We start from the raw sequence: 15,777 nt of genomic DNA, 5'->3' as shown, positions 1-15,777 counted from the left end.
TCATCGGCCTGGCTGATGCTTGTCCAGGCTTCGCCAGGTGGGTGCACTGAGGTCATGACCACGGTGAACGTTGGACAGGCCAAGACCGAGCTCGCTCATCGCCCAGGCGAGGAGCGAACGCCTGATTATCGTCACGGCTGACGCACGCTTCCGCGCCTACGAAGTCCGGGTGCTGGAGGTGTAGCGGAACGTGCCCCTGACTGAGTCGGTTTAGTGCCGATAAGGCACATTATGTCAAGTTGCCTGGAAAGGGTAGGCGGCAAGACACTGGCGCTCCATTACATGACCCTTCGGACCACGGGCACCCGCCGCATGAGCAGCACCACCGCGGTAGTGACCAGACTGACTACGCCGAAGCGTAGGAGAAGCACCGGCCAGGTTGTCTCGGGCGTTCCGAGGAATCCCTGGGTCGTCCCCACGATCAGCACCAGGAAGTGCAGGGCGAAGATCCCCATCGTGGCCTCACCCAGCGGTGTGGCCCAGTGCATCGCACAAGGTGCCGTGAGCGCCCTCAGTGCTCCGTCCGGGCGGATCAGCGTCTGCGTGAGCAGCACGATGAGGATGGACAGGACCGCTACGACCGGGCTGTAGTAGTGCGCCCCGAGCCAGCTCGTGACCCACTCAGGCGCCGCCGGGTTGTTCCACTCCCAGGTGAGTAGCGCCATCAGGCAGACCACGGCCAGGACGGCGGGCAGGATCAACACCGTGGGCACCAGGACCCCGCGCAGGGCCCAGCCCATGAGGTAGGCCCCCAGGTAGGGAATCCACCACGTCCACGCCGACTCGTCGACGCCCAGCTGCCCGCCTCTAGGCAGGAGCGGCCACATCGAGAGGACCGGCACTGACCAGGCGACGACAGCTGCTGTCACGCAGGCCCGGCGTGACGCCTTCGCCACCCACGGGATCAGGGCCGGGGTGATCACGGAGAGTCCGAGCACGATCCAGAAGAAGTACAGGTGTGGCGCGACTCCCCCGACCAGTACGAGACCGAGCGCGTCTCGCCAGTTTTCACCCCAATTCGGCTGTGTGGCAATGAGATAGGCGAGGTATACGACGTTCCAGAACACGATGGCCGGCACCAACCGCCAGACGCGCTTGCGCAGATAGGCGCCGGTCCCCCGAAATCGCTGGGGGTCAAGCGCCAGCGCCCCGGACAGCATGACGAACACCGGCACCGCCCACATCAGCGAGAAATCCAGGGCCCGGGCGACCCAACCGTCCACGGTGGTCGTCGACCCGGGACCAGCGGCCGTCGATCCCACCGTGTGGATCATCACGACCGCATAGATCGCCACGATGCGCAGCCAGGTCACCCAGGCGAGCGGTCCGCCACTCCCCTGGCCCGCCGGGTCAGGACTCACCTGATCCGGGCGAGCAGTTCACCGTTGGGGATCATGAACCACGCGTCCGGGGCACTGGCCCAGGCGCGCCACCCTGCGGCGATCCGCTCGAGGTCCTCGGCCGTGCCACCCTGTCGCGCCGCCTGCTCGGCAAAGGTCGCGCCCGCATACCGGTCTGCCTGGCTGTTCCCCCACCACCGGCACGCCTCGGTGTCGGCGTAGTTCCACGCCGACACCGTGAGGCTCACCTCCTCCAACCCGGCCGCCAGGGCCCACGCGCGCAGCCGCCGCGCGGCGTCGGGCTCGGCGCCGTTCGCCCGGGCCACGGCGCGATAGAGCGTGCGCCACTCCTCGAGCTCTGGCAGCTCCGGGTGCCAGGCCATGGCCGCGTAGTCGGCATCACGAACGGCGACCCACCCACCGGGTCGGCACACGCGCGCCATCTCCTGCAGCGCACGCACCGGCTCGGACAGGTGTTGCAATACCTGGTGGGCGTGGACGACATCGAAGGAGTCGTCATCGAACGGCAGGTCCAGCGCTTCACCGGTCCGGAACTGGGTTCGCGCGTCGCCACGCGCTTGCGCGGCGGACCGCGCCGCGACCAGCGGGGCCTCGACGTTCTCGAGACCGACCACCTGCCCCGGAGCCAGGATCTCGGCCAGATCGAGGGTGATGGTCCCTGGTCCGCAGCCGACGTCGAGCAACCGCATGCCGCGTTCCAGGACGGGCAGGAGATAGGCCGCCGAGTTCGCCGCCGTCCGCCTGCCGTGCGAGGCCAGGGTGGCCACCTCGTGCCCGTGGGTGTAACGCGTCGGGCGCGCCGTCGTCGAGTCGCCGGTGTCCATGTCGTCAGCCTGCCCGACGAGGGGCGTCAGGCGCTGCGGAGGTGCCGTACCGACCCCAGCTGGCGATCTCCTCGATCGGCTTGCGTCCCGACAGCTGCGGCGAGGCCTGGGCCTGGGACGTGTCCGTGTAGCCCAGGCCGATCGCGGACCACGGCTCCAGGTGTGCCGGGATCCCCAGCAGCTCGCGGACCTGCTGGCGCGTCTCGGGGCTGCTGAACCAGGCGGTGCCGCTGCCGATGCCCAGAGCGTCGGCGGCCAGCATGACGCGCTCCTGCAGCCGGCCGTCGTCGTAGGCCACCGAACGGCCCTCCCCCTCGACGGCCACGACGATCGAGGCGGCCACACCCTCGAGGAAGGCGGTGAAGTCGCCGTATCCGGCGAGCGCCGCGTTGGTCTCCCGGTCGGTCACGACGACCAGGTGCCAGGGCTGGGTGTTCTTTGCGCTGCCCGTCCAGCGGGCCACCTCCAGCAGCTGCACCAGGTCGTCCTGCGGGACCGGCGTCGGGAGGAACCTGCGCGACTGGCGCAGGTTCCGCAGGGCGGCGAGGGGGTCCGGTGCAGGAGAGGCCATCGACCCATCATGCCCTGCGGGCACCACGCACTCCCCTTCCGTGAGCGCCGCTGGATTGGGCGCGGGCCCGCTCACCCCACTGAGGGTGCTCTCTCAGGAACGCACCCGTGGATCGGCAAGTGCCGCCGCGACAGCCGCCTCGAGGGCCGTGTCGCACAGGTCCGGAGCAGTGACCATCAGGACCTCACGGTCCTCCCAGTCGACCTGCTCGATACCTGGTTGGGCGGCCAGGGCGTCGTCCAGCTGGAGCGGCGCGTCGTCGTCGTGGTGCAGCAGCGCCTCGTCCCCGACCCACACCATGAAATGGACGTCCTGTTCGTCGGTCAAGGGCGTGACGGTGATGGCCTCCATCTCCACCAGCTCACCAAAGGTGACCGGTTCGGGGGTCGGCCCCTCGTCGCTCCACGAAGTCGACGGGGCCACGATCTGCCGGCGCCAGGACCGGTCGTGGGGCCCCGGGCAGCTGCACGCCGCCTCACTCGACCCTGCTGTCTCGGTGCGTCCCTCCCCGGCGGGCCCGACACCGGACCGGGTGAACTTCCGGCGCGCCCTGAACGGCCACATAGCCACAACGTGGTGCGCCGGTCGGCGAAGCAAAAGGGTGCCGGCGAGCACGGCCGCCCCGGCACCACGGTCAGGGTCAGGTTCGGCGCACAGGTCACACGCTCCCCCGGCCGTCGTCACCGGCCTGGCTGAGCGGTTCACGGTGGCGCAGGACGTGCAGGTCCCAACGGTCGCTCAGCCGGCGGAACAGCTCCACGCCGCGGATGGAGTTGCCGTGACTGTCCAGTCTGGGCGACCAGGTCGCCAGACCCAGCGCTCCCGGGACGACGCCGAGCATCGCCCCGGAGACTCCGCTCTTGGCAGGGATGCCGACCTGGGTGACCCACCGCCCGCTCGCGTTGTACATCCCGCAGGTCAGCATCACCGACAGGGTCTGCTGCACCACCCGCTCGTCGAAGATCCGCTCCCCCGTCACCGGGTTGCGACCCCCGCCGGCGAAGGTCGCGCCCATCACCGCCAGCTGCGTGGTCGTCACCTCGACGGAGCACTGCCGCAGATATCCCTGGACCACCTCGTGCGGGTCGTAGGTCAGCCTCCCGGACGAGGCCAGCATGTGGGCGAGGGCGAAGTTACGATCCGCCCGGACCTGCTCGGCGCGCAGCACCTCCTCGCTCACCGTCAACCGCTCCCCCGCCAGCGCCGAGTAGCGGTCCAGCAGAAGCTCCTCGCGCGCCTCGAGGGTGTCCCCGGGGACCAGCGCCTGGGCCATGATCGCACCGGCGTTGATGAGCGGGTTGAAGGGCCTGCCGTCCTCGTGCTGGGACAGCTCGTTGAAGGCCTCACCCGACGGCTCCACCCCCACGTGGTCCAGCACCCGGTCCAGTCCACACTCCTGCAAGGCGACGGCATAGGTGAACGCCTTGGAGACCGACTGCAGTGCCAGCGGCCGGTCGTGGTCTCCCACGCCCACCACCTCGCCCTCGGTGCTGCACACCGCGGCGGCCAGCGCGTCCAGATCGAGCCGCTGGACGTCCCGCAGGTAGTCGGCCGGCTCGCCCCAGCCGATCCCGCGGGCCTCCTCGAGGATCTGGGCGAGGTCCTCCTGCACGTGCTGGTCGATCATGGGCCCACTGTGTCAGGAAGGACCAGCACTCGTTGCTGCACCCGCCCTCTCGCAGACTCAGCCCTCAGCGCGTCCCTCGCGCCAGTAGCCCATGAAGGAGACCGACCGCCGGTCGATGCCCAGGTCCCGGACCAGGTGGCGGCGCAGCGTCTTGATGACACCGGCCTCCCCCGCGAACCAGGCGTAGAGCTCATCCGGTGACGCGGCCTCCGGAGCGGCCAGCTCCCAGAGGATGTCCTCGTCGACATTGACGTCCTCGGGCTCCTGTCCTGACGCCTGCGGCGCCCGGGTCATGGCGCCCGCGGCCCCCTGCACCGCGGGCACCAGGAGCTCCCCGTGCCGGCGACCGCCGCGGGCCAGCCAGGTCACCGAGACACCGTCTGGGGCGGCCACCTCCCACCGGTCCTCGGTCTCGGGCACCTCGAGGAAGGCAGCACCGGTGGTGTGGGCCGGGAGCTGGGACAGGATGGTGGTGATGGCCGGCACAGCGGTCTCGTCGCCGGCCAGCAGCACCTGCCGACCGGGCGCGGGCAGCCGGAACTCCACGCCGCCGTGCGGGCCCTCGGCACGGGCATTGGGGCCCATCAGGACCAGCGGCCACCCCACCTGCACCTGGGAGGCCCAGCGCGAGGCGGGACCGGCGTCCCCGTGCAGCACGACGTCGACATCGACCTCGCGGACCTCCTGTCGGACCGCGCGCGTGGTGTAGGTACGGATCGGGTTGCGGTGCTCCTCGGGCAGCGCGCGCCACCGCAGGTACCAGTCCTCGCCACGGGGTAGGTGGACGTGACCGTCGGCGATGGGCAGGATCAGCTTGGTCCGGGCGTCGTAACCGAGGTCGGCGTAGTCGTCCAGGTGCGGACCGGTGAGGGTGACCCGGAGGAAGCTGGGCGACAGCCGCACCAGGCGGGCGACCGTGACGTCGAAGTGTCGCCAGGTGGTGGTCGCTGGGGCGGTGGTCTGGGTCATCAGATGTCCTCTCGCTCAGGTGTCGCGGCCGCGGCTGCGCCACAGCAGGTAGATGAAGTAGGGGGTGCCCAGCAGTGCGGTGCCCACGCCGGCCGGGACCTGCACCGGCGCCAGGACCCATCGGCCCAACGTGTCCGCCCCGGAGACCAGGATGGCGCCGAGCAGGATCGCGACCGGGATGACCCGGGAGTGGCGGGCACCGACGAGCGCTCGCGCCGCGTGGGGGGCGACCAGCCCGACGAATGCCACCACACCGGTGGCGACCACGGCTGCCGCCGTGAGCAGCGCCGCAGTGCCCAGGAGCACCAGACGCATGCGGTCAAGGGGCACCCCGAGGAGTCGAGGAGTGTCCTCGTCCAGCGCCACGACGTCCAGCTCCCGACGGACCAGCACCGCGACCGGGGTGATGACCAGGAGGGCGAGGGCGACCGGGACCAGCTGCTCCATCGTGCGGCCGTAGGTCGAGCCCGCCAACCAGGTCAGCGCCAGGTTCACCTCCCACGGCCTCGTGGCGACGATGAGCAGGGTGATCAGGGCCATCACGCCGGCCTGCATCCCGACCCCGATCAGCACCAGGCGCGTCGAGCTCAACCCGCCGCGGTGGGCCAGCGCGAACACCAGCGCCGTGATGGCCAGGGCGCCCACGACAGCGGCCGCGGACATCGGCCACAGACCGATCCCGGGCACCAGCAGGAGGGCACCGACCGCGCCCAGACCGGCCCCGGAGGTGACGCCGAGCAGCCCGGGCTCGGCCAGCGGGTTGCGGCACACCGCCTGGACGATCGTGCCGGCCAGGGCCAGCGCCGCACCGGCCAGCAGCGCCGCCAGGACACGTGGGACCCGTCGACCCAGCTCCAGGGTGACTTCCCGCCCCGAGATCCCGTTCACCCAGTTGGCGACGTCACCGAGAAGGATCAGCCGGTCGCCCAGCAGTACCGCCGCGAGCAGCGCCCCGACCAGGGCGACGGACAGGGAGACCGCCACCACGGCATACGTCCGGCCCGTCCGCGGCCGTCCCGGCTGGCCAGAGGTCTCCAGCCCGATCCCCTTGTCCGGCAGCCGGCGGGCGAACCACACCAGCAGGGCGGCGCCGAGCACGCTCGTGACGACCCCGGTGGGCACCGACGTGGTCCGCGCCGTCGGGATGAACAGCCGCAGCCCGACGTCGGCCCCGAGCACCACCACGATCCCGAGGAGCGCGGCGAAGGGCAGGAGCAGGGCGTGCCGCCCCAGACCCGGGACCCGGCGGGCCACCATGCGGGCGATGAGCGGGGCTGCCAGGCCGACGAAGCCGATCGGGCCGGCCACGGTGACCGCCAGGGCCGCGAGCAGGACCGCCACCAGGATCGAGAACACCCGGGCCCGGCGGGCCGAGATACCCAGCACCGTGGCCGCGTCGTCGCCCAGCGCCAGCAGGTCCATCCGGCGGGAGAGCAGCAGGGCAGCGCCCACGCCGACCACGAGCACGGGAAGAGCCAGCGTGAGGGTCTGGGTGCCGGACTGCACGATGGAGCCGCTCCCCCAGGCGAACAGGCCCATGGACTCCTGCTCGAAGAGCACAAGCAGCATGGTGACCAGGGAGTGCAGCGCCAGGGTGATGGCCGAACCCGCCAGGATGAGGCGGGTGGGCCCGTCCGCGCCACCCCGGGACAGGCCCATCACCAGGACCGCGGCCGCCAGACCCCCGGCGAAGGCGATGGTGCCCTGCAGGTAGAACGGCACGGAGACGCCGAAGACCGCGACAACGACCACGGTCAGATAGGCCCCGGCGTTCACCGCGAGCGTGTCCGGGGAGGCCAGTGCGTTGCGGGCCACCGACTGCAGGAGAGCTCCGGCGACGCCCAGGGCGATCCCGACCAGCACCCCCGCCAGCAGGCGCGGGACGCGTGAGGCCAGCAGCACCGCCGCCGTCTCGTCGACGGCCTGGCCTCCCGTCACCCAGCGCCACAGGTCGCCGGCCCCGACCTGGGCGGTGCCCTGGGTCAGGTGCACAGCGGCCACGAGCAGGCCCAGCCCGACCACGACCAGGAAGGCGGTGGTGATTCCGGTGAACGAGACGCGTGGGCGGCGGGGCGCCCGCTCGGGCGCGCCGGAGCGCCCCGTCTGTGGGACGAGGTCGGTCACAGGTCGCGTGCTGGTGCTGCTCACCCCTCGGAGGTCAGGGTGTCCACGGTGGCGTCGATGAACGCCTCACCCGACAGGGGGCCGCCGAACATCCAGATGCCGTCGGGGATGCGGTGCACGTTGCCACTGGTGACGAACGGGAGCTGCTGCCAGATCGCGTTGTCGGCCAGTCCCTCGGTGAACGGATCGGGCTCTGAGTCGTTCGCGGCGTAGATGAAGTGCAGGTCCTCCAGGGCGGTGAGACCCTCGACGTCGGTCTGCGCGAGCCCGTAGTCCGGGTCGCCGCCCTCGGTCCAGGCGTTCACCAGGCCCAGCTCCTCGCCGAGAGCACCGAAGTAGGAGCCGGGGGTGAACATCCGGACCGACACGACGCCGTTGCTCAGCCAGCCGTCGGCCATGACGAACTCCTCGCCCTCCAGGCCGGCGTCGGCGATCGCGGCGCGCCCCTCCTCCAGGGCGGTGTCGAAGTCGTTGAGCACGACCTCGGCCTCCTCCTCGGTGCCGGTCGCCGTGCTCAGCAGCTCGACCGTGGAGCGCATGTAGCCGATGGGGTCCGCGCTGTCCGAGCCACGGACGGTCAGGACCGGGGCGATGTCCTCGAGCTGGGCAATGACGTTCTCGGGGATGTCGGTCGTCGTGACGATCAGATCTGGCTCGAGCGCGGTGATGTCCGAGAGGCTTGGCTCGCCCCGGGTCCCGACCTCGGTGACACCCTCCGGGTCCAGTGGCGCGACCGTGTCCCACGTGTTGTAGCCCTCGATGTCGGCCTGGCCGACCGGGACGACCCCGAGGGCCAGGAGGTTCTCCGTGAGCCCCCACTCCAGGGAGACGACCTCGTCCGCCGGCTCGTCCAGCGTGTGCTCGCCGCGCTCGTCGGTGTAGGTGACCGCTCCCGCTGCGTCGCCGCCGGACGTGGCGGCCGCGGAGTCCCCGGCCTCGTCGGTGTCCGCCTGGTCGGCGGTGCCCCCCTCCGGCTCGGGAGCGACCTCCTCGGTGGTGCCGCAGGCGGTCAGGGTGAGGGCCGTCACGAGCAGGGTGCTGGCGGCGAGGGTGTGGCGGGGCAGGCGCATGCTGATGAGTTCCTTCGTCGGTATGCCGTCCGCTGGGCGGGCGGTGAATGGTGCGGTGTGCGGGGGGCGGGTTCGGCGCGACGGACCCGGCAGGAGTGGCCCGGCGCGCGCCGGGTCAGACGGCGACCGGCTGCGGGACCTCGTGGCGGTCGGCGTGCCGGCTCCGCGCCTCACACACCAGGCGACAGGTCACCGGGTGTGTGTAGACATCGACGTGCAGGCCGTAGACCTCGGTCAGCAGCTCGGTCGTCAGCACCTCGGCCGGCAGACCGGCCGCACGGACCACACCGTGCTCCAGCAGGACCACCTGGTCGGCGACCGTGGCGGCCTGGTTGAGGTCGTGCAGCACCACGCCGATGGCCACGCCGTGGCCGGTCGCCAGGTCCCGGACCAGGTCGAGCAGGTCCATCTGGTAGCGCAGGTCGAGGTGGTTGGTCGGCTCGTCGAGGAGCAGGACACCGGTGTCCTGCGCCAGGCACGTTGCCAGCCAGACGCGTTGCAGCTCTCCGCCCGACAGCTCGTCGACGCCGCGCTCGGCCATGTCGCTGACGCCGGTGATCTCCATCGCGTGCTCCACCGTGCGCGGACCGTCGGGGTCGGCCGTGCGGAAGCGACCGCGGTAGGGGTGGCGCCCGAAGGTGACGACATCACGCACCGTGACGCCGCCCGGTGTGGGGCGGCTCTGGGAGAGCATGGTGACCCGTCGGGCGAAGCCCTTGGGGTGCAGGGCGAGGGCGTCAGGGACGTCGTCGAGGGCGACGGTGCCTGAGTCCGGACGGTGCAACCGGGCCAGGGACCGCAGCACCGTGGACTTGCCGGAGCCGTTGGGGCCGATCAGGGCGGTGACCCGTCCCCTCGTGAGGGACAGCTCGACCCCGTGGACCACCTTGTGGCTGCCGTAGGATAGGTGCAGCCCGTCCCCCTGCAGGGCGGGAGCGATTGCCGAACCGTGAACTGTCATAAGGTTAGGCTATCCATACTTAGGGTGTCCTCACCACACTTTCCCGGGGTGAGCGTGGTCACACGACGCACGTCCGGGACGCGTGGCATCAGACCACTACGCTTCCGGGTGTGACCGAGGCACGCAGGGCCGGGGGCGCCACGGCGATCAACCCGCGAGCGGTGGGGGCACGCCTGACCAGGCCCTCGCCCTACAACCCGCTGCGGCTGCCCGTCAGGGGAACACCCCACTCCGTCTACCCCGAGCCGCCGGAGAAGCAGTCCGGTCACGTCCTGCGCCACCTCTCGGTCCCCGGACTCACCCTGGGACTCATCACGCTGTGGGTGGCCCTCTCGCCCAGCCTCCTGCCCCGGGCCTGGTGGATGACCGCCGTGAACGTCGGCGTGAGTCTCGCCTACGGCTACGCCCTCGGCAGCGTGCTCGGTCGGTTCGCGTCATGGCTCGCGCGCCGCACGGACCTGAGGGTCGAGGTCAACGCCCGGTCCGACTGGACCTTCCGCACGCTCTGGCTGGTGTTCCTCGTGGTGGTCAGCGGCATCGTCTGGATCCGGAGCCTGCACCAGCAGGAGCAGATCTCGATCATGGCCGGCGTCCCACGCGGTGGTGCGCTGAGCCAGTTCGTCGGGGTGCTTGCCGGGGTGCTGCTCTTCGGGTTGATCCTGCTCATCGGGCGGGGAGTCGCCCGGCTCTGGCACGGCGTCCGGCGCCTGGTGCGCCCGGTCCTGCCACCGCTGGTCGCGCCCGTGGCCGCCGCCGTCATCGTGGCGCTGCTCCTGGTGCTGGTCAGCAACCAGGTCATCTACCAGCGCGGCATGAACTGGGCCCTGGGTAGGGCCACGCAGGTCAACGACAGCACCCCCGAGGGCCGCTCCCGTCCGACCGAGCCCCAGCGGACCGGCAGCCCGCGGTCCCACGAGTCCTGGGAGAGCCTCGGTCGCGAGGGCCAGATGTTCGTGTCCGACGGACCGCGGGCCGCGGATATCGAGCGGACCACGGGAGAGCCCGCGCTCGAGCCGATCCGCGCCTACGCCGGCAAGGCCGCGCACGACGATGTCGAGGACGCTGCCGAGGCCGCGGTGGCTGAGCTCGTCCGGGCGGGAGGACTCGAACGGTCGGTCATCAACGTGGCGACCACCACCGGCACCGGATTCGTCCAGGAGTGGTCGGTGCAGGCCCTGGAGTTCCTGACCGGAGGCGACGTGGCCACCGTGTCGATGCAGTACAGCTACTTCCCCAGCGGGCTGGCCTACCTCTCGGACCGGGAGACGCCTCCCCGTGCCGGCCGGGCGCTGTTCGAGGCGGTCGAGGCGGAGGTGAAGGCGCTTCCCGAGGACGAGCGCCCACGGCTCTACGTCAGCGGTGAGTCCCTCGGCTCCTTCGGGGGGCAGGGCGCCTTCGACGACGCCGAGGACCTGCTGGCGCGGGTCGACGGTGCGCTCTGGGCGGGCACACCACGGTTCACGCCGTTGTGGAGCTCACTGACCGCCGGCCGGCGTCAGGGGAGCCCCGAGATCGCACCGGTCATCGACAACGGACGACACATCAGGTTCGCCACCCGCCCGCGGGAGCTGACCGAGGACTTCTACGGCGCACCGTTCGTGGAGTGGGAGGAGCCGCGCGTGGTCTACGCGCAGCACGCCTCCGACCCGGTGGTGTGGTGGTCCTGGGACCTCCTGTGGCAGGAGCCGGACTGGCTCCGGGAGAAGGTCGGCCGGGACGTCTCACCCGACCTCAGCTGGTCGGCATACGTGACGTTCTGGCAGATCGCGAGTGACATGCCGCTCTCCGTCGACGTGCCCGCCGGCCACGGGCACGAGTACCGGGACGAGATGGTCCCGCTCTGGGCCGGTGTGCTGGGGCTCGACCCACTGGCCGACTACTCCCACCTCGTCGCCGCCATCGACGCCCTCGTGCTGGAGCGCTGAGCTGCCCGAGGTCCGTCCACAGCCTTCCGCGTCCGTGACTGCCGTCCACAGACTCAGACCTGTCGACACCGCCGGGGTCCCGCACCGGCCAGGGTGAGCAGCATGAGCCCGCAGCCCAGCACGAACGCCCCATCGGTCGAGAGCGTGAACACCATCCACCTGGTGGGTCGCGTGAGCTGGGGACCGGAGGCTCGCACCCTGCCCAGCGGTGACGAGGTCGTCCAGTTACGGATCGTCATCCCCCGTCGGTCGCCGCGGGGTCGGGGCGGGCGGACTCAGGTCGACGCCATCGAGGTCGCCTGCTGGAGCGCCCGCACCCGGGCGGCAGCCCTGCGGCTGGCGGTCGACGACGTCGCGGACGTCGAGGGCAGCCTGCACCGGCGCTTCTACGCCGCCGGTGAGGGCAGGGTGTCCCGCTACGAGGTGGAGGCGAGGAGGTTGCGCCGCGTCCGACCGTAGGCTCACGGTGTGCCTCCCGTCGAGTACCTCACCGAGAACCAACGCGTCACGCCGGACATGATCTCCGGCTTCTTCGTCGGGTGGCCGAGCCCGCCCACCCCGGAGCAGCTGATCGAGGTCATGGCCGGCAGCTACCGGCGGGTGTGGGCGATCCGCGACGGCAGGGTGGTGGGCTACGTCAACGCCCTCTCCGACGGTGTGCTCAACGCCTTCATCCCGTGGTTGGAGGTGCATCCGGACCACCAGGGCGAGGGCATCGGCGCCGAGCTGGTGCGGCGCGTCGTCGCCGAGCTCGAGGGGATGTACGCCATCGACCTGTGCTGCGACCCGGAGCTCTTCCCGTACTACGAGCGGCTCGGCTTCACCACGTTCGGCGGCGCCGGCCTGCGGTTCCCGGAGGCGATCCGCGCCCTCCGTGCCAACGGCTGACCTGCACCTACTCCGCGGAGAGGAAGGTGCGCAGCGCGGATACGAACGCCTCCGGCTTCTCCGAGTGCACCCAGTGCCCCGCCCCCTTGACCGTGACCAGCACGGTGCGCGGGAACAGGGCGCGCATCGTCGGCTCGGACTCCGGACCGATGTAGCGTGACCGCTCCCCCGCCACCCACAGGACCGGCCGGTCAAACGGGTCACCCGAGGGGACGTAGTCGCCGATGACCGGCAGGTCGCGCAGCAGCAGGTCGAGGTTCGCCTGCCAGCGCCAGCCGTCGCCGTCCGAGCGGAGGTTCTGCAGCAGGAAGCCCCGCGTGGCCCGGTTGGGGATCAGCTCCGTGAGGCGGGCGTCGGCCTCGGTCCGACTGGGCAGGTCGGTCAGGTCGAGCGTGGCCAGCGCCCCGAGCAGGTGCCGGAACTCGCCCATGTCGGCGCTGGCGATCGGTGCGATGTCGACGACCACGAGACGATCGATCAGGTCCGGGTGACGCAGGGTGAGGGCCATCGCGACCTTGCCGCCCATGGAGTGGCCCACCAGGTGCACGGGACCGTCGGCGGCGAACCCGCGACGGAGCTGCTGGGCCACCGTGTCGGCCATCCGCTCGAAGTCGACCTGTGTGGTCCAGTCGGAGCGACCGTGGTTGGGCAGGTCCACCAGCAGCGAGGCGAACGCGGGTTGGAGGGCCTTGGCGATGCTCGTGAAGTTCTTGCCCTGGCCGAACAGTCCGTGGAGGAAGACGATCCGGCGCGACGCACCACCGAACCCGGCCTCGGGCGCGGCGCCGACCGGTGTGGTGTGGATCGAGGGGCTCTCGGCAGCAACAGACACAGCCCAACCCTACGGTGGCCACTACCCTGGCCTCGTGCCAGTCGCCCAGATCATGCAGTGCGACTACTTCGATGCCGGGGAGTGCCGGTCGTGCGCGCTGATGGGCAGTACGTATCGCGAGCAGCTGGCCGACAAGCAGCGGCGTTGCACAGAGGCCCTCCGGCTGTTTGCCCCGGACCTGGTGTGGGAGGAGCCGTTCCCCAGCCGGACGGAGGGGTTCCGCAACAAGGCCAAGCTGGTGGTGGGCGGCACCCGCGAGGATCCGACGGTGGGCATCCTCGACCGGGACGGTGCCGGTGTCGACCTGCGGCACTGCGGGCTCTACGAGGCCGGCCTGGCCGGTGTGGTGGCTCAGGTGCCCGACCTCATCGGCCGCCTCGGTCTGGTGCCGTATGACGTAGCCCGCCGCAGCGGCGAACTCAAGCACGTGCTGGTCACCCACTCCCCGGACCGGGAGCTGATGCTGCGGTTCGTGCTCCGCTCCCCCGGGCAGGTGGGACGCATCCGGCGTGGCCTGCCCGAGCTGCTGGAGCGGTTGCCCGGTCTGCGCGTCGTCTCGGTCAACCTGCAGCCCGTGCACGCCGCCGTGCTCGAGGGTGCGGAGGAGATCGTGCTGTCGGAGTCGCAGGAGCTGCCGATGCAGGTCAACGACGTACGTCTCCGGTTGCGGACCCGCTCGTTCTTCCAGACCAACACCTCGGTGGCCGCGGGGTTGTACCGGCAGGCGCGCGCCTGGATCGACGAGGTGGACCCCGCGTCCCTGTGGGACCTGTACTGCGGGGTCGGCGGGTTCGCCCTGCACAGTGTGCTCCGGCCCGATGGGTCGACGCGGGACGTGCTGGGCATCGAGATCTCCGCAGAGGCCGTGGAGAGCGCGCGGTCGGCGGCCGCCGAGCTGCCGGGGGCAGCGCGCTTCGAGACCGGCGACGCGACGACTCACCTGCGCGGGGCACCTCCCGGCCTCGTGGTGGTCAACCCGCCACGGCGCGGGCTCGGCGCGGACCTGGCCGGTTGGCTCGAGGCGTCGGGGACCGAGCACGTGCTCTACTCCAGCTGCAACGTCGACTCCCTGGCGCGCGACCTCGCGGCCATGCCCTCCCTGGTCCCCGTGCACAGCCGGCTCTTCGACATGTTCCCCCAGACCCCGCACCTGGAGGTGCTCACCCTCCTGCACCGGGCCTGAGCACCGCCCCGACAGGGGCGCTGCCGGGTCCGTCACGACATGCGACCGGCGACCACGCGCCATACGGTGGGGTGATGGTCAAGAAGGGACTGCCCACTGCCAGCATGCTCCTCGATCTGGTGCGGAGCGTGCTGGATGGTGAGTGGCCAGTCACCCAGGGGGCCATCGACGCCTTCCTGGACCGGCTCGAGCTCGCTCGGGGCGAGGTCGCGCCGGGCCACACCGGTCAGGCGTTCCGGCTGACCGGTGAGCGGGACGTGGCCGCCGACTACCTGATCGTCCACGAGTTCCAGGACGCACTGGTCGGGTTCCACGCCCTCGGGATCGGGCGGGCGGAGGACGTCCAACGCGTCTACGGCGAGGCGGTGGACGAGCTCGCCGCCGTCCACGGAGCGCCAGAGAAGGCCTACGACCGCAGACGGCCACCGAGCGAGGTCTCCCACTGGGTGGTCGGCCCCGCACGGGTCAGCATCTTCTGCCACGCGGACCACCGAGCCCCCACCCAGACCATCCAGCTGGCCATCGAACACATCGAACGGAGCGCCCAGGCCGACGACCAGGCGGACACGGGCTAGGTCGACGCGGGTCAGCCCCCGGTGCGACCTGCTGGTGGGACCGTGGCGCGCTCCCAGCCCATCAGTGCCGCCCGGTGGGCAGTGCCCGCGTAGGCGAAGTCCGGCACCAGATCGCGGAAGCCCAGTCGTCGGTAGAGCACCCGGGCACGGCCCTCGGGGTCGGCCGTCAACAGTGCGCGGCGATGGGGCATCTCCACGAGCTGCCGCGTGAGCAGCGCGGTGCCGACGCCTCGGCCCTGGGCAGCAGGGTGCACCTGGAGCTCCACGAGCTCGAAGGCGTCGCTGAGCCACCCGCCGTGCCCGGCAGCGCGCAGCGGTCCCGCGACCTCCTGGGGCCACCAGTGCTGCAGCTGCAGGTCGTAGCCGTACAGGAACCCGACGATCTGCCCCTCCCCTCCCCCGGACACGGCCGCCAGGACCGTCGCGCCGTCGTACGTCTGGATGCAGGTGCGGAACGTGGCCGCAAAGTGCTCCGACGGCTCCGCCCGCGCCCCGAGCGCCAGACCATAGATCTCAGCGAGGCGTCCAGAGTTCTCGAGCGCCTCGGCAGGCCCGCACCGGCGCAGGACCACCGCCCCGCTCAGCTGCGCCCGGTCAGCCACCGGCGAACGGCGGCAGCACGTCGACGACCGCGTCGGTCGCCAGGGCCGTGGTGTGGTCGGAGACGTAACGGCCCTCGTACAGCAGCGAGCTGCGCCGCAGCACGTCCGCCAGGACCTCACCGTGCCGCTCGACCAGTCCGGTGACCAGCGCACCGACATCGGTCGCGGTCACCTGCTCCTGATCCATCCCAGCTGCCTCGGCCGCTGCGGCGAAGTATCGAACCGTGGCCACGTGTCCTCCTCCTGGCTCTCGGCTCCCAGTCTC

17 protein-coding genes are annotated in these 15,777 nt (G+C 71.2%); 5 read left to right on the top strand and 12 right to left on the bottom strand.

All coding sequences use genetic code 11. The features are described from left to right. Nucleotides 1-278: 278 nt before the first annotated feature. From DA085_RS02265 to DA085_RS02225, 9 genes are all read right to left on the bottom strand, one after another. Complete coding sequence (locus DA085_RS02265; protein WP_109471313.1) at nt 279-1,361, bottom strand: acyltransferase; 1,083 nt, start codon at nt 1,359-1,361, stop codon at nt 279-281. Further along, nucleotides 1,358-2,185: a class I SAM-dependent methyltransferase gene (locus DA085_RS02260; protein WP_109471312.1), complete on the bottom strand. Its 828-nt coding sequence runs from the start codon at nt 2,183-2,185 to the stop codon at nt 1,358-1,360. The genes DA085_RS02265 and DA085_RS02260 overlap by 4 nt, the downstream gene beginning before the upstream one ends. A gap of 4 nt (nt 2,186-2,189) precedes the next feature. Beyond that, complete coding sequence (locus DA085_RS02255; RefSeq protein WP_109471311.1) at nt 2,190-2,756, bottom strand: nitroreductase family protein; 567 nt, start codon at nt 2,754-2,756, stop codon at nt 2,190-2,192. A 93-nt stretch (nt 2,757-2,849) separates the two neighbouring features. Then, nucleotides 2,850-3,179 carry a hypothetical protein gene (locus tag DA085_RS02250; protein ID WP_154402073.1) on the bottom strand — a complete coding sequence of 110 codons (330 nt, stop codon included), beginning with the start codon at nt 3,177-3,179 and terminating at the stop codon, nt 2,850-2,852. A 235-nt stretch (nt 3,180-3,414) separates the two neighbouring features. Further along, on the bottom strand, nt 3,415-4,383 hold the full coding sequence (gene glsA, locus DA085_RS02245) for a glutaminase A (RefSeq protein WP_109471309.1): 969 nt from the start codon (nt 4,381-4,383) through the stop codon (nt 3,415-3,417). A 57-nt stretch (nt 4,384-4,440) separates the two neighbouring features. Beyond that, nucleotides 4,441-5,352, bottom strand: coding sequence for a siderophore-interacting protein (locus DA085_RS02240; protein WP_109471308.1), 912 nt, complete (start codon nt 5,350-5,352; stop codon nt 4,441-4,443). Nucleotides 5,353-5,367: 15 nt separating this feature from the next. Beyond that, nucleotides 5,368-7,500 (bottom strand): iron ABC transporter permease, encoded by a 2,133-nt coding sequence (locus DA085_RS02235; RefSeq protein ID WP_109471307.1) that lies wholly within the window; start codon nt 7,498-7,500, stop codon nt 5,368-5,370. After that, nucleotides 7,497-8,546, bottom strand: coding sequence for an ABC transporter substrate-binding protein (locus tag DA085_RS02230; RefSeq protein ID WP_202619074.1), 1,050 nt, complete (start codon nt 8,544-8,546; stop codon nt 7,497-7,499). Before DA085_RS02230 ends, DA085_RS02235 begins: the two co-directional genes overlap by 4 nt. A gap of 115 nt (nt 8,547-8,661) precedes the next feature. Then, nucleotides 8,662-9,507 (bottom strand): ABC transporter ATP-binding protein, encoded by an 846-nt coding sequence (locus tag DA085_RS02225; protein ID WP_109471306.1) that lies wholly within the window; start codon nt 9,505-9,507, stop codon nt 8,662-8,664. A 110-nt stretch (nt 9,508-9,617) separates the two neighbouring features. Here DA085_RS02225 and DA085_RS02220 point away from each other — a divergent pair, with 110 nt between their 5' ends. From DA085_RS02220 to DA085_RS02210, 3 genes are all read left to right on the top strand, one after another. Then, entirely contained in the window at nt 9,618-11,432 is a 1,815-nt protein-coding gene (locus tag DA085_RS02220) for an alpha/beta hydrolase (protein WP_109471305.1), read from the top strand. A gap of 102 nt (nt 11,433-11,534) precedes the next feature. Further along, nucleotides 11,535-11,891, top strand: coding sequence for a single-stranded DNA-binding protein (locus DA085_RS02215; RefSeq protein WP_109471304.1), 357 nt, complete (start codon nt 11,535-11,537; stop codon nt 11,889-11,891). Nucleotides 11,892-11,900: 9 nt separating this feature from the next. Beyond that, on the top strand, nt 11,901-12,320 hold the full coding sequence (locus DA085_RS02210) for a GNAT family N-acetyltransferase (protein WP_202619073.1): 420 nt from the start codon (nt 11,901-11,903) through the stop codon (nt 12,318-12,320). Nucleotides 12,321-12,327: 7 nt separating this feature from the next. Here DA085_RS02210 and DA085_RS02205 read toward each other — a convergent pair whose 3' ends face one another. After that, nucleotides 12,328-13,152 (bottom strand): alpha/beta fold hydrolase, encoded by an 825-nt coding sequence (locus tag DA085_RS02205; RefSeq protein WP_109471303.1) that lies wholly within the window; start codon nt 13,150-13,152, stop codon nt 12,328-12,330. Between the two features lie 34 nt (nt 13,153-13,186). On the opposite strand from DA085_RS02205, the gene DA085_RS02200 reads away from it, so the two are divergent. Together DA085_RS02200 and DA085_RS02195 are read left to right on the top strand one after the other, a co-directional pair. Next, nucleotides 13,187-14,335: a methyltransferase domain-containing protein gene (locus DA085_RS02200; RefSeq protein WP_337189756.1), complete on the top strand. Its 1,149-nt coding sequence runs from the start codon at nt 13,187-13,189 to the stop codon at nt 14,333-14,335. 74 nt (nt 14,336-14,409) lie between these two features. After that, on the top strand, nt 14,410-14,910 hold the full coding sequence (locus DA085_RS02195; RefSeq protein ID WP_109471302.1) for a hypothetical protein: 501 nt from the start codon (nt 14,410-14,412) through the stop codon (nt 14,908-14,910). A gap of 11 nt (nt 14,911-14,921) precedes the next feature. Here DA085_RS02195 and DA085_RS02190 read toward each other — a convergent pair whose 3' ends face one another. Next, entirely contained in the window at nt 14,922-15,512 is a 591-nt protein-coding gene (locus DA085_RS02190; RefSeq protein WP_109471301.1) for a GNAT family N-acetyltransferase, read from the bottom strand. Next, on the bottom strand, nt 15,505-15,744 hold the full coding sequence (locus tag DA085_RS02185) for a MoaD/ThiS family protein (protein ID WP_109471300.1): 240 nt from the start codon (nt 15,742-15,744) through the stop codon (nt 15,505-15,507). Before DA085_RS02185 ends, DA085_RS02190 begins: the two co-directional genes overlap by 8 nt. Nucleotides 15,745-15,777: the final 33 nt, after the last annotated feature.

This window comes from Ornithinimicrobium cavernae (assembly GCF_003121625.1).
GTDB classification, from domain to species: domain Bacteria; phylum Actinomycetota; class Actinomycetes; order Actinomycetales; family Dermatophilaceae; genus Ornithinicoccus; species Ornithinicoccus cavernae.
This window is presented reverse-complemented; position numbering and strand designations above follow the sequence as displayed.